16 protein-coding genes and 2 tRNA genes are annotated in these 25357 nt (G+C 65.1%); 11 read left to right on the top strand and 7 right to left on the bottom strand.

Annotation, left to right across the window (positions count from 1 at the left end):
* Positions 1–30: 30 nt before the first annotated feature.
* The 4 genes from ACP7AX_RS04135 to ACP7AX_RS04120 form a co-directional block, all read right to left on the bottom strand.
* On the bottom strand, positions 31–873 hold the full coding sequence (locus tag ACP7AX_RS04135) for a MetQ/NlpA family ABC transporter substrate-binding protein (protein ID WP_426225493.1): 843 nt from the start codon (positions 871–873) through the stop codon (positions 31–33).
* Between the two features lie 122 nt (positions 874–995).
* Entirely contained in the window at positions 996–1667 is a 672-nt protein-coding gene (locus ACP7AX_RS04130; RefSeq protein ID WP_131682731.1) for an ABC transporter permease subunit, read from the bottom strand.
* Entirely contained in the window at positions 1664–2710 is a 1047-nt protein-coding gene (locus tag ACP7AX_RS04125; protein WP_426225492.1) for a methionine ABC transporter ATP-binding protein, read from the bottom strand. Before ACP7AX_RS04125 ends, ACP7AX_RS04130 begins: the two co-directional genes overlap by 4 nt.
* A gap of 262 nt (positions 2711–2972) precedes the next feature.
* Positions 2973–3683, bottom strand: a complete 711-nt coding sequence (locus tag ACP7AX_RS04120) for an exonuclease domain-containing protein (protein ID WP_131682729.1) — start codon at positions 3681–3683, stop codon at positions 2973–2975.
* A 63-nt stretch (positions 3684–3746) separates the two neighbouring features.
* Here ACP7AX_RS04120 and ACP7AX_RS04115 point away from each other — a divergent pair, with 63 nt between their 5' ends.
* The 3 genes from ACP7AX_RS04115 (at position 3747) to ACP7AX_RS04105 (ending at position 11163) form a co-directional block, all read left to right on the top strand.
* The gene (locus ACP7AX_RS04115; protein ID WP_426225491.1) at positions 3747–4163 is read left to right on the top strand and encodes an MGMT family protein; all 417 of its coding nucleotides are present in this window, start codon (positions 3747–3749) and stop codon (positions 4161–4163) included.
* Positions 4164–4252: 89 nt separating this feature from the next.
* Positions 4253–7645, top strand: coding sequence for an ATP-dependent helicase (locus ACP7AX_RS04110; protein WP_426225633.1), 3393 nt, complete (start codon positions 4253–4255; stop codon positions 7643–7645).
* Between the two features lie 47 nt (positions 7646–7692).
* Positions 7693–11163, top strand: coding sequence for an ATP-dependent helicase (locus tag ACP7AX_RS04105; protein WP_426225490.1), 3471 nt, complete (start codon positions 7693–7695; stop codon positions 11161–11163).
* Here ACP7AX_RS04105 and ACP7AX_RS04100 read toward each other — a convergent pair.
* Positions 11150–12364 carry a phosphotransferase gene (locus ACP7AX_RS04100; RefSeq protein WP_426225489.1) on the bottom strand — a complete coding sequence of 405 codons (1215 nt, stop codon included), beginning with the start codon at positions 12362–12364 and terminating at the stop codon, positions 11150–11152. The two genes, ACP7AX_RS04105 and ACP7AX_RS04100, sit on opposite strands and share 14 nt — an antisense overlap.
* Positions 12365–12516: 152 nt before the next feature.
* Between ACP7AX_RS04100 and nudC the strand changes: the two genes are divergently transcribed.
* Genes nudC through ACP7AX_RS04085 form a run of 3 tightly spaced genes read left to right on the top strand, consistent with a single transcriptional unit; the run spans position 12517 to position 16361 of the window.
* Positions 12517–13539 carry an NAD(+) diphosphatase gene (nudC, locus tag ACP7AX_RS04095; protein ID WP_426225488.1) on the top strand — a complete coding sequence of 341 codons (1023 nt, stop codon included), beginning with the start codon at positions 12517–12519 and terminating at the stop codon, positions 13537–13539.
* A gap of 60 nt (positions 13540–13599) precedes the next feature.
* Positions 13600–15735 carry an ATP-dependent DNA helicase UvrD2 gene (locus ACP7AX_RS04090; protein ID WP_426225487.1) on the top strand — a complete coding sequence of 712 codons (2136 nt, stop codon included), beginning with the start codon at positions 13600–13602 and terminating at the stop codon, positions 15733–15735.
* Positions 15732–16361 carry a M48 family metallopeptidase gene (locus tag ACP7AX_RS04085; RefSeq protein WP_426225486.1) on the top strand — a complete coding sequence of 210 codons (630 nt, stop codon included), beginning with the start codon at positions 15732–15734 and terminating at the stop codon, positions 16359–16361. The genes ACP7AX_RS04090 and ACP7AX_RS04085 overlap by 4 nt, the downstream gene beginning before the upstream one ends.
* Positions 16362–16388: 27 nt before the next feature.
* On the opposite strand, the gene ACP7AX_RS04080 is transcribed toward ACP7AX_RS04085, so the two are convergent.
* Positions 16389–17861 carry a zinc-dependent metalloprotease gene (locus ACP7AX_RS04080; RefSeq protein WP_426225485.1) on the bottom strand — a complete coding sequence of 491 codons (1473 nt, stop codon included), beginning with the start codon at positions 17859–17861 and terminating at the stop codon, positions 16389–16391.
* Between the two features lie 132 nt (positions 17862–17993).
* Here ACP7AX_RS04080 and ACP7AX_RS04075 point away from each other — a divergent pair, with 132 nt between their 5' ends.
* From ACP7AX_RS04075 to ACP7AX_RS04055, 5 genes are all read left to right on the top strand, one after another.
* Positions 17994–19178, top strand: a complete 1185-nt coding sequence (locus tag ACP7AX_RS04075) for a YlbL family protein (protein WP_426225484.1) — start codon at positions 17994–17996, stop codon at positions 19176–19178.
* A 136-nt stretch (positions 19179–19314) separates the two neighbouring features.
* Positions 19315–22332, top strand: a complete 3018-nt coding sequence (locus ACP7AX_RS04070; protein ID WP_426225483.1) for a UPF0182 family protein — start codon at positions 19315–19317, stop codon at positions 22330–22332.
* Between the two features lie 79 nt (positions 22333–22411).
* A tRNA-Met gene (locus ACP7AX_RS04065) sits at positions 22412–22485 on the top strand.
* 135 nt (positions 22486–22620) lie between these two features.
* A tRNA-Met gene (locus ACP7AX_RS04060) sits at positions 22621–22694 on the top strand.
* A gap of 138 nt (positions 22695–22832) precedes the next feature.
* On the top strand, positions 22833–23765 hold the full coding sequence (locus ACP7AX_RS04055) for a cytochrome b/b6 domain-containing protein (RefSeq protein ID WP_426225482.1): 933 nt from the start codon (positions 22833–22835) through the stop codon (positions 23763–23765).
* A 13-nt stretch (positions 23766–23778) separates the two neighbouring features.
* Here ACP7AX_RS04055 and ACP7AX_RS04050 read toward each other — a convergent pair whose 3' ends face one another.
* Positions 23779–25230 carry a cryptochrome/photolyase family protein gene (locus ACP7AX_RS04050; protein ID WP_426225481.1) on the bottom strand — a complete coding sequence of 484 codons (1452 nt, stop codon included), beginning with the start codon at positions 25228–25230 and terminating at the stop codon, positions 23779–23781.
* Positions 25231–25357: the final 127 nt, after the last annotated feature.

Raw genomic sequence — 25357 nt, 5'->3', positions numbered from 1 at the left:
CCAGGAAGCGGGGATTTTCTGTTGGTGGGCTTAGAAGGCCGCGGTCACATCACCGTTGGGCCATTCCTTCTCGATGAAGGCCTTGACCTCAGGGGAGTGCAGAAGCTCTTCGAGCTTCTGGATTCGCACATCATCCTTGGAGTCCTCGCGCCAGGCCAGGAAATTGGCGTAAGGGTTGTTCTCCACAGACTCCACGGCCAGGGCGTTGTCTGTGCTGAGCCCGGCCTTGAGGATGAAGTTACCGTTGATCAGGGCAAGGTCCACGGACGGGTCCTTGAGGTCATTGATCAGCAATTCGGGCTGGTTCTCAGAGAACTCCAGCTTCTTGGGGTTCTGTTCATCAGTCAGGGTCAGCACGGAGCTGTCATCCTTGATGTCTTTGACCAGGCCGGCAACCTGAAGGACTTTGAGGGCACGGACCTGGTTGGAAGGATCATTCGTGATCGCAACCTTGGCGCCGTCCTGAAGCTCCGTGACGTTCTTTACCTTTTCAGAGAACGCCGCGTACGGCTCGATATGAACGCCTTCCCCGTGGCCGAACTTGTAGCCCTTTGTTTCCACCTGATCCTCGTACCACGGAAGGTGCTGGTAGAAGTTGGCGTCCAGGGAACCATCGCTGAGCGCCGTGTTGGGTGTCTGGTAATCCTCGATCTCCTTGATGTCCAGCTTGAGGCCGGCCTTCGGAGCGAGATCCTGGTTAATGAACTCGAGGATCCTGGCGTGCGGAACCGGGCTGGCGCCGACACTGAGGGTAGCCGGATTTGCCGGGTCAAGAGTTGCGACGTCGGCGCTCGGGGCGGACGTGCCGCCGCAGCCGGTCAGTGCCAGGGCAGTAACAATGCCCGTGGCAAGGAGGGTGAGTGACTTACGCATCAGATGCGGTCCTTTCTAATGGCTTGGAGTCCGCTGCCGGCTGATGCCGTGCATGGGTCTCCTGCAAAGATGCAGCGGGTGTTGTACCTGCTGCGGTAAGAAATTTTTGAGGCGTGGCCGAATCAGCGGTGGTCCAGCCGCCGCGCCGTCCATTCGCCGAAGAGCTGTATCACCTGGACGAGGACAATGATCAACACGATGGTGACAATCATGACCGGGACATCGAACCGCTGGAAACCGTAGTTATAGGCGAGTTTTCCCAGCCCGCCGCCGCCCACCAGGCCTGCCATGGCTGAGTACCCCACCAGCGTGACCACTGTGGTGGTGGTGGCAGAAACCAGTGCAGGGAGCGACTCGGGCAGCATCACCTTGCTGATGACCTGCATTTTCGTGGAGCCCATGACTTGCGCGGCATCGACTTTTCCGTGGTGGACATCCCGGAGCGTGGTTTCCACCAAGCGGGCAAAGAAGGGAATGGTGCCGATGGAAAGGGACACCGAGGCCGCGACGGGTCCCAGGCTCGTGCCGGTCAGAAGCCGGGCAAGCGGAATGAGTGCCACCATCAGGATGGCGAACGGGATGGACCTGGTGATGTTGACGATCACATCGCTCATGATCCTGTTGATCACCGGCATGGGCCGGAGGCCGCCCGGTGCAGTCGCGTGCAGGAAGACTCCCAGCGGGAGGCCAACGAGGACCGTGAAGAAGGCCGATATTCCGACCATCTGGAGCGTTTCCACGATGGCCTCAGGGAGGGCCTTGGCAAATACAGGATTACTGAAGAAATCGTTCATAGGGTCAGTCCTGTCGTGTCATCAATATCGGCGGGCTCCACCGGAGACGAAGAATCAGCAAGCTTCGCTCCGATACCGCGCTGATGCAGGTAATCGAGGACGCCATCGAGGTCCGCGTTGTCTGCGAGCTGGACGCGGAGGTGCCCGAACTGCTGGCCACCCAGCGTCTCCACGCTCCCCGCAAGGACATTGATATCAATGTCGAAGCGACGGGCGATGCCTGTCAGGACGGGCTCCTTGGCGTTGTCGCCGGCGAACAGGATTTCGAGGATCGGTCCGCCCTGGAGCGCGCCTTTGAGCGGCTCCGCTGCGGGAAGCGGCAGGAGCGCTTTGGCGAGTTGGCTCTCGAGGTCGGCGGCAATGTCCTGCAACGCGCCATGTTCGATGATTCGTCCTTTGGCCAACAGCGATACCGAATTGCAGACCCGCTTCACAACATGCATCTCGTGGGTGATGATCAGCACCGTGAGCTGGAGACGCGTTGTCAGGTCCTGGATCAGATCCAGGATCTCGTTGGTGGTTGCCGGGTCGAGCGCGGACGTGGGCTCGTCGCAAAGCAGGACATCCGGCTCCGCGGCCAGTGCCCGGGCAATGCCGACGCGCTGGCGCTGTCCGCCGGAAAGCTGGGATGGGTACGCGTTTTCGAAACCCGCGAGGCCCACGAGGGACAGCAGTTCGCTGACCCTGGATGCCGTTTTGTCCTTGGGCGTCTTGACGAGTTCCAGTGGATGGGCGACGTTGCCTGCGGCCGTTCGCGAGTCCATGAGATTTGCATGCTGGAACACCATGCCGACCCGTCGGCGCGCCGCCCGGATCTCGGAGTCCCGAACGGAACTCAGGACAGTTCCATTGATACTCACCGAGCCCGACGTCGGACGGTCCAGGAGGGTGAGGCAGCGAACCAGTGTCGACTTGCCGGCACCGGAGTGGCCAATGATTCCGTGAATGGAGCCTTTGGGAACGGAAAGGGTGACACCGTCCAGGGCAACTACGTCTTTCTTACCCTGGCGATAGACCTTGCGAAGGTCAGTAACAGTGATCATTTAACCTCAGGAGTTTGGCCTCGAGCATGACTTAGCACAGGCAGGCATTTGCAGTTAATTATGTCAGCCCAGCGCCTCGGTCGTCATTTTCGAATTTTCTTCGGGGATTAGCCCTGATCGCGATGCTTTTGAGGTGCTCGGAGGATCATCCACTAGTGGGCATGGCGGCCCAGACCGGCGTCCGCGGAATTCACGCCACGGAATTCCGGTACGAAATGGAGGCACTGGCCTGTGATCTCGATCGCAAGGCGGTTGACGGGTCCTAGAAGTCCCCGCGGCCGCCGTCTTCCGGCGGCAGGACCGGCCATTCGCCTTCGATCACGGCAGCAGGTTTGGTCTTGCGCAGGTAATTCTGGAAGTCAGCAGCCTGGCTGACGGCCCAGTCCTTCTGCAGTTCGTGAAGCTGGCTGGCAGGCATCTTGAGCTTGGGGAATTTGATGGCCATGGCATCCAGCATGCGGAGCGTGGCCAGGGCATCCGCCGCGGATGTGTGGGCGTTGTCCAGGGAGATGCCGTATTCCCCGCACAGCGCCGTCAGGGTGCGCTTGCCCTTCCGGTACCTGTCCACCTGCTTGTTCATGATGTAAGGATCCAGAACAGGGAACCGGGTCAGCTGCCGGACACCGTGGCGGGCGGACTCGGCGGCGAGGACCGTGAAGTCGTAGCTGGCATTGAAGGCAATAACCGGAATACCGGCGTCGAACAGTTCCTGCAGGACCGTGGCGAGCTCGCCCGTGACCTCGCCGGCAGGCCGGCCCTCACGCCGGGCCTGCTCTGTAGTGACGCCGTGGACGTCGCTGGCCTCGGCGGGGATTTCGACACCCGGATCGGCGAGCCATTCGTGTTCCTTGATGACGTCGCCTTTATGGTCCACCACCGTCACCGACGCCGTGACAATCCTCGCGGCACGCGAGTTCCGGCCGGTGGTTTCGAGATCGAACGCTGCACGGGGGAGGGTGTTCCAGGTGGTCATGCTTCCACGCTACCGGCGGGCACCGACAGGATCGTGGAACGCCACTGCGGCTAATCTGGATCCATGCGGATTGAGTACGTCGAGGCGGTGCTGGCGGTGGTTGAGCTGGTTCCCTCCGGAGCCGCTGTGGCCTACGGGGACGTGGCCGAGCTCCTGGGGTCCGGCGGGCCCCGGCAGATCGGGCGTGTGATGAGTCACTACGGCACCGGCGTTCCCTGGTGGCGGATCCTCAAATCCAACGGCCAGGCCCCCGAGGGTCACGAGGCCAGGGCTCTCCGGCACTACCTGGCGGAGGGGACGCCCCTCCTGGGTAATCACGCGGGCTACCTCAGCACGGGCGAGGGCCGGTGGCGGGTGGACCTGACGGCAGCCCGCTGGTCACCGGGCGAGGACGATTTCGACCGGATTGATGCCATTGCGGAGCTGCTGGAGCGGCGGCTCCACAGATTGTCAGTGGCTGATGATGGAATGTCTGTGTGACCGCAACTATCCCCGATGTCGAACCGCTTGACACTTCCCACGGCTACTCTGAGCCGAATTTCGGCGCCGGCCGACCCGGCGGGACCGGCCTGCGTCTGCTTCCGCCCCGGCAGATCCACGCCGCAGTTCCCGTGTTGTCGGCGGACCAGGCGGCCGCTGTTGAGGTTCCGCACGGTTCTGGACCGGTGCTGGTTCCTGGAGCGCCGGGAACGGGCAAATCCACGGTCCTGATCGAAGCTGCCATCCGCCGTGCACTGAAGGACGGAGTTGATCCGGAACGCATCCTGATCCTGGCACCGGGACGCCTCGCCGCAGACTCCCTGCGCGACAGGTTCACGGCCCGGCTGGACAGAAGCCTGAGCACCACACCGGCGCGGACATGGGCCTCGTACGCGTTTGACCTGATCCGCCGGGCGAAAGCAGAGGGAATCCTTCCACTTCCGCGGCAGCCGCGCCTCCTTTCCGGCCCGGAGCAGGACCTCATCATCAGGGAACTCCTGGACGGCCACAGCATGCCGGGCCTGGAACTGCCCTGGCCCGCCGATCTCGAAGCGGCCCTGGAAACCCGCGGCTTCCGCCACGAGGTGCGGCAACTGTTCGATCGCATTATCGAATCCGGGCGGACCGCAGAGGATCTGGCAGAGCTGGGCCGCGCATGCGGACGGCCGGACTGGCTTGCTGCCGCAGCACTGTACGCCGAGTACCGGGACGTGCTGGACCTGCGCATGCCTGAGGCGTTCGACCCCGCCGGGATCATCACCACCGCACGGCAAATTTTCCAGGATGCCCCTGATTTCCTGGCGGCGGAGCGCGATCGCCTCCAGCTGGTGCTCGTGGATGACATCCAGGAAGCCAACCCCGCTGTTTTCGAACTCCTGGCTGACATCGCAGCGGGCCAGGATTGCTACGTGGCCTTCTCTCCGGACACCGTGGTCCAGGGCTTCCGCGGGGCCCGGCCGGACCTTGTGGCGGAACTGCCTCAGCTCCTCTCGGCTGACGGCAGCGTCCTCGAGCGGCCGCTCTGGCACACGCACCGGCACGCACCGGCCATCGCCGAGGCATGGCTCGGCGTCGCAGGCAGGATCTCTCAGCGCGCCGGTGGCCGGCTGGCCCGGCGGCTCGAGCAGCCGCAACCTCAGGCCCCTGCACCACACGGGTCCGCCGCCGCCGTCGAACCCCATGCAACATCTGCCGGTACGGTGGAGGCCCACTTGGTTCCCTCGCCTGTCCACGAACTGCGCTACGTCGCCCAGCGCATCCTGGACCAGCACGTGAACCATGGCCGCAATCTCGGGGAGATCGCCGTGATCGTGCGCAACGGCGGCCAGCTCAGCGAGTTGCAGCGTTACCTTTCGGGTCAGGGGATTCCCGTGCGGGTTCCGGTGGCTGAGTCCGCTGTCCGCGACGAAGTGGCGGTCCGTCCGCTGCTGGATGCCTATGCCATCGCGCTGGACCCTGCGCTGCTGACGCCTGAGAGCGCCGTCGCACTCCTCACGTCCCGGATAGGCGGCGCCACGTCCATTGAACTGCGCAGGCTCAGGCAGTCCCTGCGGCAGGAAGAGCTACAGGGTGGCGGCGGGCGTACCAGCGATGCGTTGTTGGTGGAGGCTCTTTTGGAGCCGGGCGCCTTGGGGACGCTGGGCATCGAGGGCCGCGCTGCCCGTCGCACCGCCCGCATGCTTCAGGCCGGACGGGCAGCGGTGGCCGAGCCGGGCGCTAACGCCGAGTCGATGCTCTGGGCCCTCTGGCACTCCACCGGCCTGGCCCAGGCGTGGACGGAATCTGCGTTGTCCGGGGGATCCCACGGAGCGCGGGCAGACCGGGACCTCGATGCCATGATGGCGCTCTTCCACACCGCTGAGCGCTACGTGGACCAGATGCCCGGTGCCGGGCCCGAACAGTTCCTCGAATACCTCCTGAACCAGGAACTGCCCATGGACACACTGGCTGCGCGGGCCCAGGTGGATGACGCTGTTGAGCTCATGACACCTGCGAGCGCCGCCGCGCGGGAGTGGCCGGTGGTCATCGTGGCGGGTCTGCAGGAAGGCGTCTGGCCCAACACACGGCTCCGTGGCGAGCTACTGGGCAGCAGCCTGTACGCCGACGCAGTGGAGCATGGAGTCGGCTACGCGCTGCAGCTCGATCCCCTGAGCCGGCTGCGGGAAATCCGCTATGACGAACTCCGTAGCTTCTCCACGGCGGTTTCCAGGGCCTGCGAAATCCTGATTTGCACGGCAGTCTCTTCAGAGGATGACCAGCCATCATCGTTCCTGGACTACGTCGCTCCACTCGACCCGGGAGTGGAGGGCAGGGGGTTCACCGCAGTGGAACGGCCCATGACCCTCCGTGCCCTCGTGGCAGAACTGCGCCAATACGCCCAGCTGGACGGAAAGTACGAGCCCGAAGCGGCCGAGGCAGCACGGGTCCTCGCATCACTCGCCTGCGCTGAACCTCCCGTACCAGGGGCGCATCCGGACAGCTGGTGGGGGCTATCCCCCCTGTCTTCGTCAGAACCGGTGGTTCCCCCCGGAGGGACCGTCTACGTCTCACCCTCAAAGGTGGAATCCGTCCAGAAATCCCCACTTGACTGGTTCGTCCAGGCGGCCGGGGGAGAGGCCGCCACCGATTTTGCCCGCAGCCTGGGCACCCTGGTCCACGCCATTGCGCAGGATATGCCGGATGCCTCCGGTGGCGAGTACGTGGCTGAACTCGTCCGCCGCTGGCCCACGTTGGGCATGAAGGACAACTGGGAAGGCAAGCTGGACTTCCAGCGTGCCGAAACCATGGTGCGCAAGCTCGCCCAGTACGTCCTGGTCATGCGGAGTGAAGGACGCAGCCTGGTGGGTGTGGAACAGGATTTTGAGGTCCGGCTCCCAGACGTAGCTGTGACGGCGTCTGCAGGTGGGCAGAAGGCCGGGCCTGCTGCGGGGAACACCGCCGACGCCGGCGGGGAACCTGGCGTTGAGGGCGCCGGGGCTGTGCCACGTGCCGCCGTCCTCCGTGGCCAGGTTGACCGGCTCGAGATCGATGCCGAGGGAAGGCTGGTCATTGTGGACCTCAAGACCGGTAAACGGCAGCCGGGGAAAACGGAGCTGTCCAGGCACCCCCAGCTGGGGGCCTATCAGGCAGCAGTTCTGGCCGGCGGTTTCGCGAACGCGGACGGGCTCTCCGGCGGGGGCGCCGCCATGGGTTCCCCGGTCGGGGACGCGCCGGGAGGTGCCGCGCCGGGAGGTGCCGTGCCGGGCGGGGCTGTGCTGGCACAGCTGGGGACCACTACCAAGACCCCCGGAATCCAACAGCAGCAACCCCTCGATCCGCAGGAGAACTGGGCGCTGGACATGGTTACCGGGGCAGCCGCGGTGATGGCCGGCAACAGCTTCGAAGCCCGCCACGATCCAACAAAGAGCGGTCACGGCGGCCACGGCTGCAGGCTGCCGGAGGTTTGCCCCCTCTGCATCCGCGGAAAGCAGGTCACGGAATGAGTCCGCACGAACTTCCCGAGCCCCTTTTCAGCCCTGAGGAGCTTTCCATGCTACTCGGGGAAAAGAACACACCCACCCCGGAACAGTCCGCCATCATCTCCTCGCCGCTGGCCCCGCGGCTGGTCATTGCGGGCGCTGGATCCGGAAAAACCGCCACCATGGCCGACCGCGTTGTGTGGCTCGTGGCCAACGGTTGGGTGCGGCCCGAGGAAGTCCTGGGTGTCACGTTCACCAGGAAGGCAGCCGGCGAGCTGGCCACTCGGATCCGGGCCAAGCTGGCGGCACTGCAGCGTATTGCCGCCCAGGACACACGGAATGCCATCTTCCCCGAAGGGCTCCTCAGCACCGACGCCCTTGAACCAAAAGTGTCCACCTATCACTCGTTTGCCAGCGGCATCGTGTCGGACTACGGGCTGCGGCTGGGTGTGGAACGGGATGTAGTACTGCTGGGCGGGGCGCAGGCCTGGCAGCTGGCCAGCGAAGTGGTGGAGTCGTTCGACGGCGACTACCGCCACTTCAGGGCGGCGAAGTCCACGTTGGTCAAGGCTGTCATCCAGCTCGCGGGCGAATGCGCCGAGCACCTGCAGGAACCGGCCGACGTCGAAGCGTGGCTGATGGCGCGCCTTGCCGAATTCGAGGATCTGCCCTACCTTGCCGGCGCTGCGAAGAACGCCCCGCAGGGCGTCGCTGACCTGGCGGCGATGCTGCGCACCAGGGCAAGCGTCGCTGACATGGTGGGCCGCTATTCGGCGGCCAAAAGATCACGCGGTGCACTGGACTTCGGCGACCTCGTGGCCCTGGCGGCCCGCGTGGCACGGGAGATCCCGCTGGCCGCGGACATGGAACGGCAGCGGTACAAAGTGGTCCTTTTGGATGAGTTCCAGGACACCTCCTACGCCCAGCTGGTGCTCTTCTCCCGGCTCTTCGGTGAAGGCCATGCCGTCACGGCCGTGGGCGATCCCAACCAATCGATCTACGGCTTCCGCGGAGCTTCTGCCGGTCAACTGTTCCACTTCGTCCGCGAATTTCCCGTCCGGCTGGACGGCGGTGACGGCGGTGACGGCCAGGTGAAGTACACCCCCGCACCGACGTCCTATCTCACGACTGCCTGGCGCAACGGGCGGGCCATCCTGTCCGCCGCAAACATCATGTCCGACGCCTTGGGCAGGGTGGAGCAGCAGAAAGCACCGGCCGGTACTGGAGAGACGCTTGCGGCCGCCAACGTGCCGCCGTTGCAGCCCAGTCCTTTCGCGGCGGCCGGGCAGGTGGTGCTGGGCCGTTTCGGCACCGACGTTGACGAGGCATCCGCACTCGCCGAGGACGTCCTGCGGTACCGGATCACTGATTTTGAGCACGCGGCCGACGGCACTCCCGTGCCGCCTGCCCTCGCGGTTCTGTGCCGGCGCCGGGCGCAGATGGAAACCATCCGGCGGGAGTTCGAGGCGCGGGGGATTCCGTACGAGATCGTGGGGCTGGGCGGACTGCTGGACACCCCTGAAATCGTTGACCTTGTAGCCACTCTTCGAGTCCTTGCCGACCCAGGGCGCTCGGATTCCCTGATGCGGCTGCTGGCCGGTGCCCGGTGGCGGATCGGGCCGGCCGATCTGATGGCTTTCCGGGACTGGTCAAGCCAACTGGCCCGGAGGCGTGGACACCTTTCCGCAGCCGACGCGTCGGAGGACATTCCTTCGGACGGGTCCGGCGAGGCCGTGATCGAGAGCGACCTCACTGACGGCGCGAGTCTTGTTGAGGCATTGGACTGGCTGCCTCGCGAAGGCTGGACGTCCTCTCACGGCAGGGCCCTGACAGGCCAGGCACGCGGGCGCCTCGCCAGGCTCTCGGCAGAGCTCAGGCAGCTGCGTGGCTACCTCGGTGACGATCTGACCACGCTCCTTGGCGAGGTGGAGCGCGCCATGCTGCTTGATATCGAAGTTGCTGCCCGCCCGGGGACGAGCATCCATCAGGCACGCCGCAATCTCGATGCTTTCCAGGACGCTGCCGCGGGCTTCCTGAGGACCTCGCACCGGGTGGACATCCTGGCGTTCCTGGCCTGGCTGGAGGCGGCGGCTGCCGAGGAGAACGGCCTCGATTCGCCGGCTCCGGACATCAACCGCGAGGCCGTGCAGTTACTGACAGTCCACGCTTCCAAGGGCCTGGAATGGGATGTCGTCTTTGTGCCTGGCCTTAACGCCGGCGCCTTTCCCAGCAGCAAGGACTCCCGTTGGAGCAGCGGAGCGGCAGCCCTGCCCTGGCCCCTGCGCGGGGACCGGGCTGATTTGCCCCAGTGGGATACCGACCAGCCGGACCAGAAAGGCTGGCTGGATGCTGAAAAGGACTTCAAGGCCGCAGTCCAGGCGCACGGTGAGGGAGAAGAACGCCGGCTCGCTTATGTTGCCTACACCAGGGCAAAGCATGTCCTCTGGGTTTCCAGCGCAGCCTGGGTCGGATCGCGGGCGGTGCGGGCAGACATGTCGCCTTTCCTCGCTGAACTGGAAAAGCTTGTCTCCGCCGACGGCGGGGAAACGGGTTCCGCCGTCGTTCACCCCGCGTCGGTTGACGAAGCGTCGTTGCCGGAGAAAAGCCCCTTGACCACCGAGACTGAGCTGGCCGGCTGGCCCTATGACCCGTTGGAAGGCCCGTTGGATCCGCGGACCGGCCAACGCCTCCGGCTGGTCCCTGGAAGACGGCTGGCTATGGAGGCCGCAGCCGCACGGGTTATGGCCGGCATTCAGGGCTCGACGCCGGGCGCTGAACCAGCCGCAGAAGGCCCCCTGCAGTCGTCCCCGCCGGACGGGTCTTCCCCGTCAGAGGGGGTGACAGAGCGAAGGCTCCGGGGTGCTGCTGCAGGCTGGGCCACGGAAGCTGCCCTGCTGCTTGAGCGCCGGTCCAGGCGCGCCGGTGGCCAGGATGTGCACCTGCCCGGTCACATTTCTGCCTCCACCCTGGTGGATCTCGGTGAGGATCCCCAGGGAGTGGTGGGCCGGTTGCGGAGGCCCGTCCCGCGTGAGCCCGGCATGTCCGCCCGGAAGGGAACAGCCTTCCACTCCTGGGTGGAGGAGTACTTTGGCGCTGCGGGAATGCTGGACCTTGGCGAGGCGCCGGGTTCTGATGAGCACATTGATGCAGCCTACGATCTGGACGCAATGGTGGTGACCTTCAAAGCATCCGAGTGGGCGGACCGTTCGCCTGCGTTTGTCGAAGTGCCGGTGGAAACCCGGGTCGGCGAGGTTGTGGTCCGCGGGCGCATTGACGCCGTCTTCCGCGACGCCGATGGCAGATGGGACCTCGTTGACTGGAAGACCGGGCGCAGGCCCTCAGCCGCACAGCTCAGGTCGAAGTCGGTTCAACTGGCCGTCTACCGGCTCGCGTGGGCCCGGCTGAAGGGTGTACCCCTTGAGGACGTCAGGGCTGCCTTCTTTTATGTGGCGGACAACCAGGTGGTGCGGCCGCACGATCTGGGTTCACCCGAGGAGCTGGAACAGATTGTTGGCACCGCGCTGGGCGTCAGCGCTTCGTGACGTCGATGATGCTGATGGCCGCCGTGGAGGTGTCGTCGGCAGACCTGATGGCGGGTACGTTCTGCGCTGGTTGGTCCTGGTCCGCTTCGTCCAGCGCCGGTTCAGTGTCCGCGGGGATGGGCCCCACTTCTACGGCGGGAAGGACCGACGCCGGCTGTGCCGGCAGCTCGGGTACGGGGACCACCGTGACCGCCGGGGCCGGAACGGCAGTCATGGCCGGGGCCGGTACCATCGTGTCCCCGGGAGCCTCCTGGCCCGGCAGCGGTTCAACACTGATCGCTTGACCGCCGTGCTCGGCAATATCGGACGCGAGGGTCTCCAGCATGCCTTCAGCCTCGGCGACCATCGCAGCGTCCCCGGCAGCAATGCCCTTCACCAGGTACTGCGCCAGGGCGAACTCGGCGGACAAGGCAGCCCGCCGGAGCAGGTGCTGATCCGGAGCGTCGCGGCGGGCCTCGGTGTAGCTGTTGAGGACGGCATCCACGAAGTCCTGTTCGTTGGAGGCAACCAGCCAGGCGAAGTCGTCGGCGGGATCGCCGATCCGCAGGTCCGTCCAGCCGATTACTGCTGTGACGCGGCTGCCTTCCACGAGCAGGTTGTCCTCATGCAGGTCGCCGTGGACCACGCACGGGTTGAACCGCCACAAGGAGACGTCCTCCAGAGCGTGTTCCCAGCGGCGCAGGAGCAGCGCAGGAATCTTCCCGGTAGTGGCTGCCTGGTCGAGTTCGTTCAGCCGGCGCTGCCTGAATTCGTTCGGGGTGTAGCTGGGCAGGTCGGCATTGCTGACCAGGGACTGCGGCAGATCGTGGATTGCCGCCAGGGCAGCCCCGATTTCCCGGGCAAGGGCGTCGGGACCGGCGGTGAGTTCCTCCACGCTGCGGGTGCTCCCGGCCAGATGGGAGTACACAAAGGTGCTGAGACTGCCCAGGCGGACGCTTCCGGCCACGGTGGGCATGAGGAAGGGCAATTCAGCCCGGATGGCCGGTGCGAAGGCGCGGAGCACCAGGAATTCTGTTTCCAGCCGGGCACTCGCTTCCGCGTGCCGCGGCGACCTGACCCTCCAGTGCTTGCCTTCCGAGTCAAGGAGCAGGGCGGAGTCGAAATCCGCGGGATCGTCCGCAGCGGAGCTAACGGCAGTTGGCGTTAGCCCGGGGACGGCCGCGGTTGCAACGGCTGCCAGTTCGATCGGTTTTCTTCTCACTGTTCCACGGTAGATTGAGTGGCGTCCAAGACGACGATGTGCGGGCGGCGAGTCTGAAGATATGCCTCAAAACACCCCGTCCAATGCGGGACAGGCCCCATGACCGCCACAGCTGAATGTAAATTGTCGGTTCGAGTCAGTACGGTGGACACATGAGTCATGCCGAGTCCGCAACACCGGGCTACCGGGCGCAGGCAGTCGAACTGCCGGCCAACCATCTGTTTGATACCGTGCTTCCCGTGCGGCCGGCCCTGGTTGACCGCGGATCGGCAGACCGGGTCCGTCCCGGCATGGTGGAGGGACTGCTGGAGCGGGAGGACACCCTGGCCGTGGTCCTCTCCGGCCGCCAGGCTGTGGTGCAGGGCGATACGCTGTGGCTTACCTCAGCCGCACAGCTGCTGGCCGCATTGAAGGGCCTGGGCTCGGCTCCGGATCTGGTCATTTACCTCGGTGCTGCCCTGGCCGGCTCGGATCTCCCCGCAGGTACCGGGATTGTCCTGTTTGTCCTGCCCGAACCGTTGGATCCGGGCTCGGCCGGGATCCCGTCCAAGGCTTCGTGGGCCGGTTTCCGGGACGTCGCGTCAGTCCTCGCGCCAACGGACACTGCACTGTTTGTGGAAGCCAGTGCCATCGCCAACTGGCATGCTGGCCATACCCACTGTCCCCGCTGCGGAGTCCCCACAACGGTCGAGGCCGGCGGCTGGGTCCGGCGCTGCCCCCAGGACGGCTCGGAACACTATCCCCGCACGGATCCCGCCATCATCGTGACGGTGGTGGGGCCGGATGGACGGCTCCTGCTCGGTGGCGGCGGGCCCGTGGACGCCAAGAACTATTCCACCCTCGCCGGTTTCGTTGAACCCGGAGAGTCCCTGGAACAGGCCGTGGTCCGGGAAATCCATGAGGAAGTGGGGGTAAGGGTGACCGGATGCCAGTACCTTGGTTCGCAGTCGTGGCCGTTCCCGGCCTCCCTTATGCTTGGGTTCACCGCCGTCACTGCGGACAGCGAAGCAAAGCCCGACGGCGTGGAAGTGACCCGGGCGCGTTGGTTCAGCCGGGAGGAACTCCAGGAAGCGGTGCTGGCAGGGGAGATCACCATCTCCAGCAGGCTTTCCATTGCGCGCTCGCTGATCGAGCACTGGTACGGCGGCCGGATCATGGACCGTGCCGACGCCTGATACGCAACACCCATTGAACAGACGCCAGTACGTGGCCGTCGCGACAACAGAGCAGCAGAAGTGACCACAGAGAATTTTGACAGCGCAGAGTCCCTCGAGGAACGCATCCTTGGGGGACTGGATGCCGAACAGCGCGAGGTCGCCAGCACACTCAACGGGCCCCTGTGTGTCCTAGCCGGCGCCGGCACCGGAAAGACCCGCGCCATCACGCACCGGATCGCCTATGGCGTGCACTCGGGCGTGTACAGCCCGCAGCGGCTCCTCGCTGTGACATTTACGGCAAGGGCAGCGGCGGAGATGCGCAGCAGGCTCCGGGACCTGGGCGTGGGCAACGTCCAGGCGCGCACCTTCCACGCCGCCGCCCTGAGGCAGCTGCAGTTCTTCTGGCCGCAGGCCGTGGGCGGCACCCTGCCGAACCTGCTCGACCACAAAGCCCAGATGATCGCCGAGGCGGCCCGCCGGCTCAGGCTTAGTACCGACCGCGCATCCATCCGGGACCTCGCCTCGGAGATCGAGTGGGCCAAAGTCTCCATGCTGACCCCGGCGAACTACCTGGAGAACGCGCAGGACAGGGGTACCCCTGGCGGGTTCGACCTCACCGCCGTCGCCCGTGTGTTCCAGTCCTACGAGGACGTCAAGACCGACCGCAACGTCATCGACTTCGAGGACGTGCTTCTGATAACCGTAGGCATCCTGCAGGAGGACCAGAAGGTGGCCGCCACGGTCCGCGAACAGTACCGGCACTTTGTGGTGGATGAATACCAGGACGTCTCCCCGCTGCAGCAGCGTCTCCTTGAACTGTGGCTTGGTGGCCGCGACGAGCTGTGCGTTGTCGGCGATGCAAGCCAGACCATCTACTCCTTCACCGGCGCCTCGCCCAAGCACCTGCTGGGTTTCAAGGCCCTGTACCCGGACGCCAACGTGGTGAAGCTGATCCGCGATTACCGCTCCACACCGCAGGTGGTCAAGCTGGCCAACGATCTCCTGGCGGCGCGGCGCAGCGGCGGGCCGGTTGCCGACGCTGCCTGGGCCACCCCGCTGCAGCTCGTGGCGCAGCGGCCGGCAGGGCCCGTACCGCAGTTCACCGAATGCTCCGACGACGAAGCCGAGGCTGCCACAGTGGCGCTCAAGGTCCGGGAACTGCTCGACGCCGGCACTCCCGCCAGCCAGGTCGCTGTCCTGTTCCGCACCAACGGGCAGTCCGAAGCCTACGAGCAGGCGCTTGCCGCGGCTGGTATCGGCTACCAACTTCGTGGCGGCGAGCGGTTCTTCGCCCGCAAAGAAGTCCGTGATGCCATTCTTCAGCTGCGGGCAGCAACCCGGGCAGTCGCGGAGACCTCATCGCCGGAACCGCTCGGCCAGCTGGTCCGGGACATCGTTGCGTCCCTCGGGTACACGGAAGCTGCTCCCCACAACGGGGGAGCGTTGCGGGAACGCTGGGAATCCCTGGCGGCGCTGGTGGCGCTCGCGGACGAGCTGGTCCAGGTCCGGGGTGAGCAGTTCAGCCTTTCGGATTTCGTCAATGAACTGCAGGAACGGTCCCTGGCCCAACATGCGCCCACGGTCCAGGGCGTGACTTTGGCATCCCTTCACGCTGCCAAGGGCCTCGAGTGGGACGCGGTCTTCCTGGTGGGCCTCAGCGAAGGCCTGATGCCGATCTCCTTTGCAGACACACCCGAAGCAGTAGATGAGGAACGCAGGCTCCTCTATGTGGGAATCACCCGGGCACGCGAACACCTGGCCCTGTCCTGGTCCACGGCGCGGACGCCCGGCGGACGGGCCAACCGCAAGCCCTCCCGCTTCCTGGACGGGCTCCGGCCCAACTCGGTGGCCAGCTCCACCGTCCGGGGCAAGGGCCCTGCGCCCCGGCGCAAAGCTGCTGCGCCGGCCACCTGCCGGATCTGCGGGAGCATGCTGGCCAGCGGTGCCGAACGCAAAGTGGGGCGGTGCAACGACTGCCCGCCCAGCTACGAGGAGCAGACCTTCGAGGCGCTCCGGCAATGGCGGAAAGAGATCGCGCTGTCAGCAGAGGTGCCCGCGTTCGTGGTTTTCACGGACGCCACATTGACGGCCATCGCCGAGGCCAAACCGTCCACTCTGGAGGAACTGGCCGCGCTCGCCGGCATCGGCCCTTCCAAACTGGAACGCTACGGCGAGGACGTCCTGCGCGTACTGGTTGAAAGCACCACCCTATGAGGCAGGGGCAGGGGCAGAGGCAGGGGCAAGGCGGAGCGGCTCAGGCCCCGCTCACCACCCCCGACGGTATGCCGGTTGAGGTGCGGCGCTCCGCGCGGCGGACCAGGACAGTCGCCGCATTCTGGGAAAACGGCACTGCGGTGGTGGCCATCCCCGCCCGGTTCACAGTTGCCCAGGAGGTGGAATGGGTCAACCGCATGCTGGACAAGCTGCACCGCCAAGGGGCGAAACGTGCCCAGCAGGGGAAGAAGCGGCCAGCCACTGATGCCGCCCTTGCAGCCCACGCCGCTGATCTCTCCGCGAGGTACTTTGGCGGCAGGGCAGTCCCCGCGTCGGTCCGCTGGGTCAGCAACCAGAACTCCCGCTGGGGCTCGGCGACGCCGTCGGAAGGAACCATCCGTCTCTCCGACAAACTCCGCCCCATGCCGCAATGGGTGATCGACTACGTCCTGCTGCATGAACTGGCCCACCTGCTGGTGGCCGGGCACAATGCGGCGTTCTGGAAACTGTTGGAGGCTTACCCTGACACCATGCGGGCCAAGGCATTCCTGGAGGGCGTCTCATTTGCCACCGGACGCGGAATGGGTCCCGATGGGGCGGACCCCGGCCACGACGACGCCGATTAGCAGCGCGGCGCAGCAGCCGGCGGGCCGCTAGCCCTTTTCGTCGTCCGGGTTCTGCCCGTCAGTCTTCTTGTCACCGGCGCCGGGCTGTTCGCCATCGGCCGCGTCAGCACCGCCGTCGGAACCGTCTTCGGTGGCAGAACCGCCTTCCGGCGCTTTGTCGAAACCGCCGCTGAGCAGCTTCTGCAGCGCATCATCCACCTCGGTGTCGCTTGCTTCAGCGAGTTGGCGGCGTCCGCTGAAGCCCTGGGGGTCATCCAGGTCCTCGGCGGTGGGCAGAAGGTCCGGGTGCTGCCAGATGGCGTCACGTCCGGCAATGCCACGCTCGTCCTTAAGGGTGGCCCACAATGTGGCCGCCTCACGCAGGCGCCGGGGACGCAGTTCGAGACCCACGAGCGAGGAAAACGCGTGCTCTGCCGGTCCGCCGGTGGCGCGGCGGCGCCGGACGGTTTCCCGGAGCGCGGAGGCGGAGGGCAGCAGCTTCTCGGTGGCGGCGGCGCTGAGTTCGTCCACCCAGCCTTCAACGAGGGCCAGGGCAGTTTCCAGTTTTTCCAGTGCCTGTTCCTGGGCGGGGGTCCGCTGCGGCATGAACACACCCTGGGACAGTGCCTCCTGGATGCCCTCGGGATTGCTGGGATCCAGGTCCCTGGCCAGTTCCTCAATCCGTGAAGTGTCAATGTGGATGCCGCGGGCGTAGGCCTCGATGGCTCCCAGCAGGTGTCCGCGCAGCCAGGGAACCTGGACAAACAGGCGGGCATGGGCCGCCTCGCGGACTGCCAGGAACAAGCGGATGTCATTTTCCGGCAGGCTCAGGCCTTCACCGAAAGACGCGACGTTCGCCGGCAGCAGGGCCATTTCGAGATCGGCGAGGGGCACCCCGATATCGGTGGAGCTGACCACCTCCCCGGAGAGGGCGCCAATGGCCTGCCCCAACTGCATGCCGAAGATGGCGCCGCCCATGTTCTGCAGCATGGAGGACGCCCCGCCCATCATGGACTTCATCTCTTCGGGCATCTGCTCGGTCATCGCACTGGAGAGCGCATTGGCAATGCTGTTGGCCACCGGTTCGGTGAGCCGCTTCCATGTTCCGAGGGTGGCTTCCACCCACTCGGCACGCGACCAGGCACGGCCAATCAGGCCGGTCGCCGGGAGATCGGTGACCGGATCAAGCCATAGTTCGGCAAGCCGGAGTGCTTCGTCCACTTCCCGGCTCTGAAGTGCCGTGACGGAAGGGTCAGCGCTGCTGGCGGCGACCCTGCGGGCGTTCTCGTGGGCGAGCTGCCAATTGACGGGTCCCTCTGAGGGGGCGCTCATCATTGCCTGGACCTGGGAGAACATCTGCGCCAGAAGGTTGGGGTCATCCGGCAGGCCGGCAGCCTTGGCCAGCTCGGCGGGGTCGAAATTTTCCATGCCCTTGCCGCCCATCAGGTTCTGCAGCATTTCTGCCAACGGATCCTTCGGCGTTTCATCGCCGTTGGACGGATTGAGTGGGTTGGAGGTCATGATCCCGCCGATCGTCGGTGTGACTGTTCACGTTTCACGGTACCCCGGGCCGGGGCGGCTGTCTGCCGGACAGGCGTTCCGTTCGCTGTAGGCAAAGAGCTGCCCCGGGCCACACCGCGTAGTGTTGGTTCGGTGACTACAACCCGTGGCGAACACCCCAGCGAGGACCACGCCCCCGAGCTCGACGCCGGCGCAACAGTGAGTGCCCCGGCCCCCCGAAATGATCCGGCCGACGCCGATCAGGCGGCCTCCCGCCGCTACCGGCCGGAGGACAAGCGGGTGTCCGTGATGATGCTCTCCGGCGTTCTGGCACTGGGGCTGGGCATCGCCGTCGGAACTGTCCCGGTGCCGTATGTTGTTGAATCGCCCGGGCCCATTTTCAACACCCTGGGCCAGTCCCAGGGCAGCCCGGTCATCAGCATCACCGGCCGCGAAACCTACCCCGCCAACGGCAACCTGGACTTGACCACTGTCTATGTCGACGGCGGCCCTAACGGCCCGGTCAGCATTCTCGGCGCCTTCACCGGCTGGCTTGACGGGACCAAGTCTGTCTACCCGGAGGAACTGATCTACCCCACGGGCACCACAAAAGAGCAGGCCGAGGAGCAGAGCTCCGTGGCCATGGCCACGTCGCAGGAGAATGCGGTCGCATCGGCCCTGGGTGAGCTAGATATACCGTTCGGCCAGCAACTCCAGGCTGCCGGACTTTCCGACGGTTCACCGTCGGAGGGCAAGATCGAGGACGGTGACGTTTTCGAATCGATCAACGGCAAGCCGGTGACGTCCCTCGCGGTCATCCAGGAAGAACTGGCAGCCGGAAAAGGGGCCCCCGCCACGGTAGTGGTGCGGCGGGCGGGGGAGTCTGTCACACAGGAGATCAGCCCCAAGGACAACGGTGCAGGCCGCTACATCCTCGGCGTCATGCTGAAGTACCTGTTCACGTTCCCCATCGACGTGAAGATTTCCCTGGACCAGGTGGGTGGTCCCAGCGCGGGGCTGATGTTTTCGCTGGGCATTATTGACACTGTGACACCGGGTGACCTCACCGGCGGCAAGCATGTGGCGGGAACCGGCACTATCACCCCTGACGGCGCCGTCGGGCCCATCGGCGGGATCCAGCAGAAAATGCACGGAGCGCGTGCCGGAGGAGCCACCTTGTTCCTGGCACCGGCGGCCAACTGTGACGACGTCGTGGGCAATGTTCCGGACGGGCTGCAGGTGGTGAAAGTGGAGAATCTCGCGGAAGCGCGCCGCGCCGTCGAACTCTCCGGTTCAGGGCAGGACACGTCCGCCTTGCCCGTGTGCACCAGCAACTAGACTGAGCGCAGGAACTAAGCCTTACCGCCACTCGTGGCAAATATGACGGACGATGCCACACGCTTGACCGGTGCCGGACGTCAACCGCACGCACGCTCTCAATGTAAATCTGACGACCAGCTATGAGGTACCGAGTTTGTCCCGTCCCACCAGCCCCATCCCGCCCGGAAGACCCCCCTCAAGACGCGGCGCACTGACGCCGACGCTGATTGTCGTTGCCCTCGTAGTGGTGGGCTTCATCTTCTTCGCAAATGTCTGGACTGACGTCCTCTGGTACCGGCAGCTCGGCTACTTCGAAGTGTTTGTGACCGAAAACCTCGCCCGGATCGGGATCTTCCTTGCCGGCTTCGCGTTGATGTTCGTTGCGGTCTTTTTTGCGATCAGGGTTGCCTATCACGCACGGCCGGTCTACGCGCCGGACTCCGAGATCCGTGACAACCTGAACCGTTACCAGGCCCAGCTGGAGCCTGTCCGCCGCGTCGTGATGATTGGCCTGCCCATTATGTTCGGCCTTTTTGCCGGCAGCGCCGCGGCCAGCCAATGGCAGAAGGTGCTGCTGTTCTTCAACCAGCAGCCGTTCGGCCAAGAGGATCCTGAATTTGGCCTGGACATCAGCTTCTACCTGATGAGCCTGCCGTTCTTCGGCTTCGTGACCGGGTTCCTCATCAGCGTGGTCGTCATCGCCGGCATCGCCGGAATCCTCACGCACTACCTCTACGGCAGCATCAGGCTGATGGAACGCGGCGTGTTCACCAGCCGGGCGGCGCAGATCCACCTCGCGGTGACCGGCGCGTCGTTCCTGATCCTGCTGGGAATCAACTTCTGGCTTGACCGCTATGCCGCCCTGCAGAACAACGGCGGACGCTGGGCAGGTGCGCTGTACACGGATATCAATGCCGTCATCCCCACCAAGGCGATCCTTGCGGTGGCAGCCGGCCTCGTGGCCATCCTGTTCATCGTTGCCGCGGTGATTGGCCGCTGGCGCCTGCCGGTCATCGGCACGGCCATGCTGGTCATCACCTCCATCCTTGCCGGCGGCGTGTACCCGTGGGTAATTCAGCAGTTCCAGGTCCGCCCGTCCGAGCAGACCCTGGAGAAGGATTACATCGAACGGAACATCAACAACACCCGGGCGGCCTATGGCCTGGACCAGATCCAGGTGGACCGCTACGACGCCACCAACACGGCAACCACCGGCGCACTCGCCCCGGATGCCCAGACCACGGCCAACATCAGGCTGCTTGACCCCAACCTGATCTCCGATGCATTTTCCCAGCTGGAACAGTACCGCCCGTACTACCAGTTTCCGGAAGCGCTGAATGTGGACCGCTATGAGGTGGACGGCAAGATCCAGGACACCGTCATCGCCGTACGCGAGCTGAACCCGACGAACGTTGCCAGCAACCAGCAGGGCTGGCTCAACCAGCACGTTGTCTACACCCACGGCTACGGCGTTGTTGCGGCCAAGGGAAACAAGTTCACCGTTGACGGCAAGCCCGAGTTCCTGCAGTCGGGCATCCCGTCCACCGGTGTCCTCGGTGACGATTCCACGTACGAGCCCCGGATCTACTTCGGCGAGACCTCTCCGGAGTACTCCATTGTTGGCGCACCGGAGGGAGCACCCCCGCGTGAGCAGGACAGGCCGTCCGGCGAGGGTGAAACCCAATATACGTTCACCGGCAACGGCGGACCGAACGTGGGGAGCTTCTTCAATAAGGTTCTCTACTCCATCAAGTTCCAGTCCTCGGACCTGTTGCTTTCCGATGGTGTGAACGAAGCATCCCAGATCCTTTACGACCGCAGTCCGCGGGACCGGGTCGAGAAGGTGGCGCCCTACCTGACGGTGGACGGCAACGCCTACCCGGCGGTGGTTGATGGCCGCGTCAAGTGGATCGTGGACGGCTACACCACCAGCCAGTATTACCCGTACTCGCAGCAGGAGCAGCTCTCTGCCGCCACGACGGATTCGCAGACCACCTCGGGCCGGACGGTTGCCCTGCCCAACAGCTCGGTGAACTACATCAGGAACTCTGTGAAGGCCACCGTGGATGCCTATGACGGGTCGGTGACCCTGTACGCGTGGGATGACCAGGATCCCATCCTGAAGGCGTGGCAGAAGGTCTTCCCGACCTCCCTGAAGCCTTTCTCGGAGATGTCCGGCGACGTCATGAGCCACGTCCGGTACCCGGAGGACCTCTTCAAGGTCCAGCGCGAGCTTCTGGGCCGTTACCACGTGACCGAACCCGGCAGCTTCTACCAGGCCAAGGACGTCTGGAGCGTGCCGAACGATCCCACCGTGGACACCGACGTCAAGCAGCCGCCGTTCTACATGTCACTGCAGATGCCTGACCAGGAGCAGCCCGCGTTCCAGCTCACATCCTCCTTCATTCCACAGATCGTCAACGGCACCGCCCGGAACGTCCTCTACGGCTTCCTCGCTGCTGATTCCGACGCCGGGAACGAGGAGGGCGTGAAAGCCGAAAGCTACGGCAAGCTGAGGCTCCTCCAGATTCCGCCGGAGATCCAGGTTCCCGGTCCGGGCCAGGCCCAGAACAAGTTCAACTCTGACCCAACAGTTTCCCAGGCGCTGAACCTGCTCCGGCAGGGCGCCTCCGAGGTCCTCAACGGCAACCTGCTGACACTTCCGGTGGGTGGCGGCATCCTGTATGTCCAGCCGGTCTACCTGAAGTCCACGGGTGAGACGTCATACCCGACGCTGCAGCGCGTGCTGGTTGCCTTTGGTGACAAGGTTGGTTTTGCGCCTACCTTGGACGGAGCCCTGAAGCAGCTCTTCGGCGGCGACGCCGGCGCGGCGGGCGGGGACGCCGACAACACGGGCCAGACACCGGCAGCTCCGGGGGCACCGCCCGCGGTCAGTGCCGGCGCCCAGGCGGACCTGAAGGCCGCACTGAACGAGGCCAGCGCCGCTATCAGGGCAGGGCAGGCCGCGTTGGCGGCAGGCGACTTCGCGGCCTACGGGGAAGAGCAGAAGAAACTTGCTGCTGCGCTCCAGAAGGCCACCGAGGCCGAGAGCAGGATCCCGGCGCCGGCCCCGGAAGCCACACCCTCTCCTGAAGCCACACCGTCAGCGGAGGCCACACCGGCCCCCGAAGCCACACCGTCTGCGACGCCCTCGCCGGCGGCCAGCAACTGATGGCCTGACCCAGCGAGACCCACATCACGCCACCAGGATTTGGCCTCCCGTTCACCGGACGGTAGAGTTGATCTTGCGACGCGGGGTGGAGCAGTTCGGTAGCTCGCTGGGCTCATAACCCAGAGGTCACAGGTTCAAATCCTGTCCCCGCAACTGGTGAAAAGTCCGGATCCTGGAAACAGGATCCGGACTTTTTTGCTTAAAACCCGCGGGCCGGGGGAGCCGTTGGGAGACTCAATCCGCCTCGGTTTTTGTGCCCTTAAAAGTAGGGTAGTGTTGATCAAGCGACGCGGGGTGGAGCAGTTCGGTAGCTCGCTGGGCTCATAACCCAGAGGTCACAGGTTCAAATCCTGTCCCCGCAACTATGTGAGAAGACCCCGACCGGCAGATATGCCGGCCGGGGTCTTCTTTTGTCCGATTACTACCGGTTCCTAGTATTCTCGTTCGCAGAGCCTCACATTTGAGCACTGGTCAGTCATTCTCGAGAGGAATGTTGTTCGATGTCCACACCCACGAAGAAGCCCGGCTCCGCGACGGGCAAGCGGTCCCGACTCTACTGGGGTGTTCCCGCTGCTCTCGTGGCCTTAGTGCTGGTGGTGCTCCTCGCGAAGTGGATGACAGGGCAACCGGGAGTACAGTCTTTCCTTGCTGAGTATCCGGGCCACTCCGAGCTTCCCGAGGGCGCGCCCGTTGGGTTTCCGGCCTGGCTGGCCTGGCAGCACTTCCTCAATGCTTTCTTCCTGCTGCTCATCATCAGGACCGGCTGGCAGGTGCGTACCACCACACGCCCCAGCGGGCACTGGACGCGTAACAACAAAGGGCTCATCAAGACCAAGAACCCGCCCACCAAGATCACGCTGGAACTCTGGTTCCACCTGACCCTGGACGCGCTCTGGATCCTCAACGGACTGGTGTTCGCTGTCCTGCTGTTCGCGACCGGTCAATGGATGCGCATCGTGCCAACCAGCTGGGATGCCATTCCCAATGCGCTCTCGGCCGCCCTCCAGTACGCCTCACTGAACTGGCCTACGGACAACGGCTGGGTCAACTACAACGCGCTGCAGCTGCTGACCTACTTCGCAACGGTCTTCATCGCTGCCCCGCTCGCTTTTATCTCCGGTATCCGGACCTCACCTGCCTGGCCCAAGAAGGCAGCTGCCCTGAACAAGGCGTACCCGATGGAACTGGCGAGGGCCATCCACTTCCCGGTGATGATCTACTTCGTCGCGTTCATTGTGGTCCACGTGTTCCTGGTGCTCGCCACCGGTGCCCTGCGGAACCTCAACCACATGTACGGCGCTAACGACGGCGGCGGCTGGCTTGGCTTCTGGATTTTCCTGGCGTCGGTGGTGGTCATGGTGGCGGCCTGGTTCCTGGCCCGGCCCATCTTCCTTCGCCCGATCGCGTCACTGATGGGCAAAGTCAGCCGCTGACCCTCCGCCTGCTTCAGCCCGGAGCGGTGCCGCCCTGCCCGTCCTTCAGCTTCTGGTAGGTCGCCAGGGCACGTTCCCTGGACTCCGGCAGCCCAACCACCGGCTCCGGGTAACCGGAGGTATCGGGCAGCTTCCACGGTTCGTGGATGGCCTTCCGGTCCAGGTGCTGGAGCTCGGGGATGAATTCGCGAAGGTAGCGGCCCTCGGCGTCGAACTTTTTGCTCTGGGTTACCGGGTTAAAGATCCGGAAGTACGGTGAGGCATCAGCACCCGAGCCTGCCACCCACTGCCAGTTCGCCGGGTTGCTGGCGGCATCGGCGTCCACCAGCGTGTCCCAGAACCAGGCCTCGCCCAGCCGCCAATCGGCCAGCAGGTTCTTCACCAGGAAGGAGGCGGCTGCCATCCGGACCCTGTTATGCATCCAGCCCGTTTTCCAGAGCTGCCGCATGCCGGCGTCAACCAGCGGATAGCCGGTGCGGCCCTGTTGCCATGCAGTGAGTTCCCCTTCGGTGAGGTGCTGCCATTCGAAGCGGTCGAACTCCGGGCGGTAGTTGCGGGTAGCCAGCTGGGGGTTCACATACAGCAGCTGCCAGCAGAACTCCCGCCAGCCGAGTTCGGAACGGAAGATCCCGACGTCGGGGCCCTCCTGGCGTGGGAAACGGCGCCGCAGACCGTGCCAGACAGTAAACGGACTGATTTCACCGAACCGCAGGTGCGGGGAAAGGCGGCTGGTTCCCTCAACGCCCGGAACGTCCCGCCCTGTTCCGTACTCCTCTACCGGCCCGTCCAGGAAGTCTTCCAACCGGCGGTGGGCTCCCGACTCTCCGGGTTCCCACGTTTCGGCGAGGCCTCCGCTCCAGTCGGGGGAGACCGGAAGCAAAGCCCAGTCCGCCAGGTTATCGGAGGCTGCGTTCTTGTCCGAGCCGGCGCGGGCGGGGGACGGCAGGCTCTCCGGCCGTTCGAGGGGATGCCGGGGTTCCCCGGCTGAGGTGCAGGCCCGCCAGAAGGGCGTGAAGACCTTGTAGGGCCCACCGCTGCCTGTAGAGATGCTCCCCGGTTCAAAGAGCAGGTTGGCCTGGAAGCTGGCGGCTTCGATGCCGTTCGCTTCTGCCCACGCCTTGATGCCCGCGTCCACCGCCCGTTCGGGACCGCCGTAGCGGCGGTTCCACAGCACGTGACGGGCACCCGTTTCCTGAGCGAGGGCCCTGACCACCCGCTCCGCCGGCCCGCGCCGGAGGACGAGCGCGGAACCGGCTGCGGCCAGGGACTCCGCCAGGGACGCCAGGGAATGATGCAGCCACCAGCGGGCTGCGCCTCCAAGGGGACGGATGCCCTCTGATTCCTCATCTAGGATGTAGACCACTGTGAGCGGCAGGCCCAGCTCGGCAGCCCTGGACAAGGCTGGATTGTCCTCCATGCGGAGATCATCACGGAGCCAGACGATTGAGGTTTCGGTGGAGGCCATGACCTCCACGCTACACATCCGGACCGGGGGCCGCCCACAACCTTGACTTGGGTGCCCCGCGGTGCCGTTCCGGATACGGCAAAGGCCGGGGTTCGTCAAGAACCCCGGCCTGCCGGCGGCCCACCGC

This window comes from Pseudarthrobacter sp. DSP2-3-2b1 (assembly GCF_049895945.1).
Classification (GTDB): Bacteria; Actinomycetota; Actinomycetes; order Actinomycetales; family Micrococcaceae; genus Arthrobacter.
The sequence above is the reverse complement of the archived record's forward strand: the minus strand, read 5'-3'. Positions and strand labels throughout refer to the sequence as shown.

Bases quoted from the DNA above. Each gene is read 5' to 3' on its own strand.
- ACP7AX_RS04125 (WP_426225492.1), bottom strand. From the start codon at position 2,710: ATGATCACTGTTACTGACCTTCGCAAGGTCTATCGCCAGGGTAAGAAA.
- ACP7AX_RS04085 (WP_426225486.1), top strand. From the start codon at position 15,732: ATGAGGCAGGGGCAGGGGCAGAGGCAGGGGCAAGGCGGAGCGGCTCAG.
- ACP7AX_RS04115 (WP_426225491.1), top strand. From the start codon at position 3,747: ATGCGGATTGAGTACGTCGAGGCGGTGCTGGCGGTGGTTGAGCTGGTT.
- ACP7AX_RS04055 (WP_426225482.1), top strand. From the start codon at position 22,833: ATGTCCACACCCACGAAGAAGCCCGGCTCCGCGACGGGCAAGCGGTCC.
- ACP7AX_RS04080 (WP_426225485.1), bottom strand. From the start codon at position 17,861: ATGACCTCCAACCCACTCAATCCGTCCAACGGCGATGAAACGCCGAAG.
- nudC (WP_426225488.1), top strand. From the start codon at position 12,517: ATGAGTCATGCCGAGTCCGCAACACCGGGCTACCGGGCGCAGGCAGTC.
- ACP7AX_RS04050 (WP_426225481.1), bottom strand. From the start codon at position 25,230: ATGGCCTCCACCGAAACCTCAATCGTCTGGCTCCGTGATGATCTCCGC.
- ACP7AX_RS04120 (WP_131682729.1), bottom strand. From the start codon at position 3,683: ATGACCACCTGGAACACCCTCCCCCGTGCAGCGTTCGATCTCGAAACC.
- ACP7AX_RS04130 (WP_131682731.1), bottom strand. From the start codon at position 1,667: ATGAACGATTTCTTCAGTAATCCTGTATTTGCCAAGGCCCTCCCTGAG.
- ACP7AX_RS04135 (WP_426225493.1), bottom strand. From the start codon at position 873: ATGCGTAAGTCACTCACCCTCCTTGCCACGGGCATTGTTACTGCCCTG.
- ACP7AX_RS04105 (WP_426225490.1), top strand. From the start codon at position 7,693: ATGCTACTCGGGGAAAAGAACACACCCACCCCGGAACAGTCCGCCATC.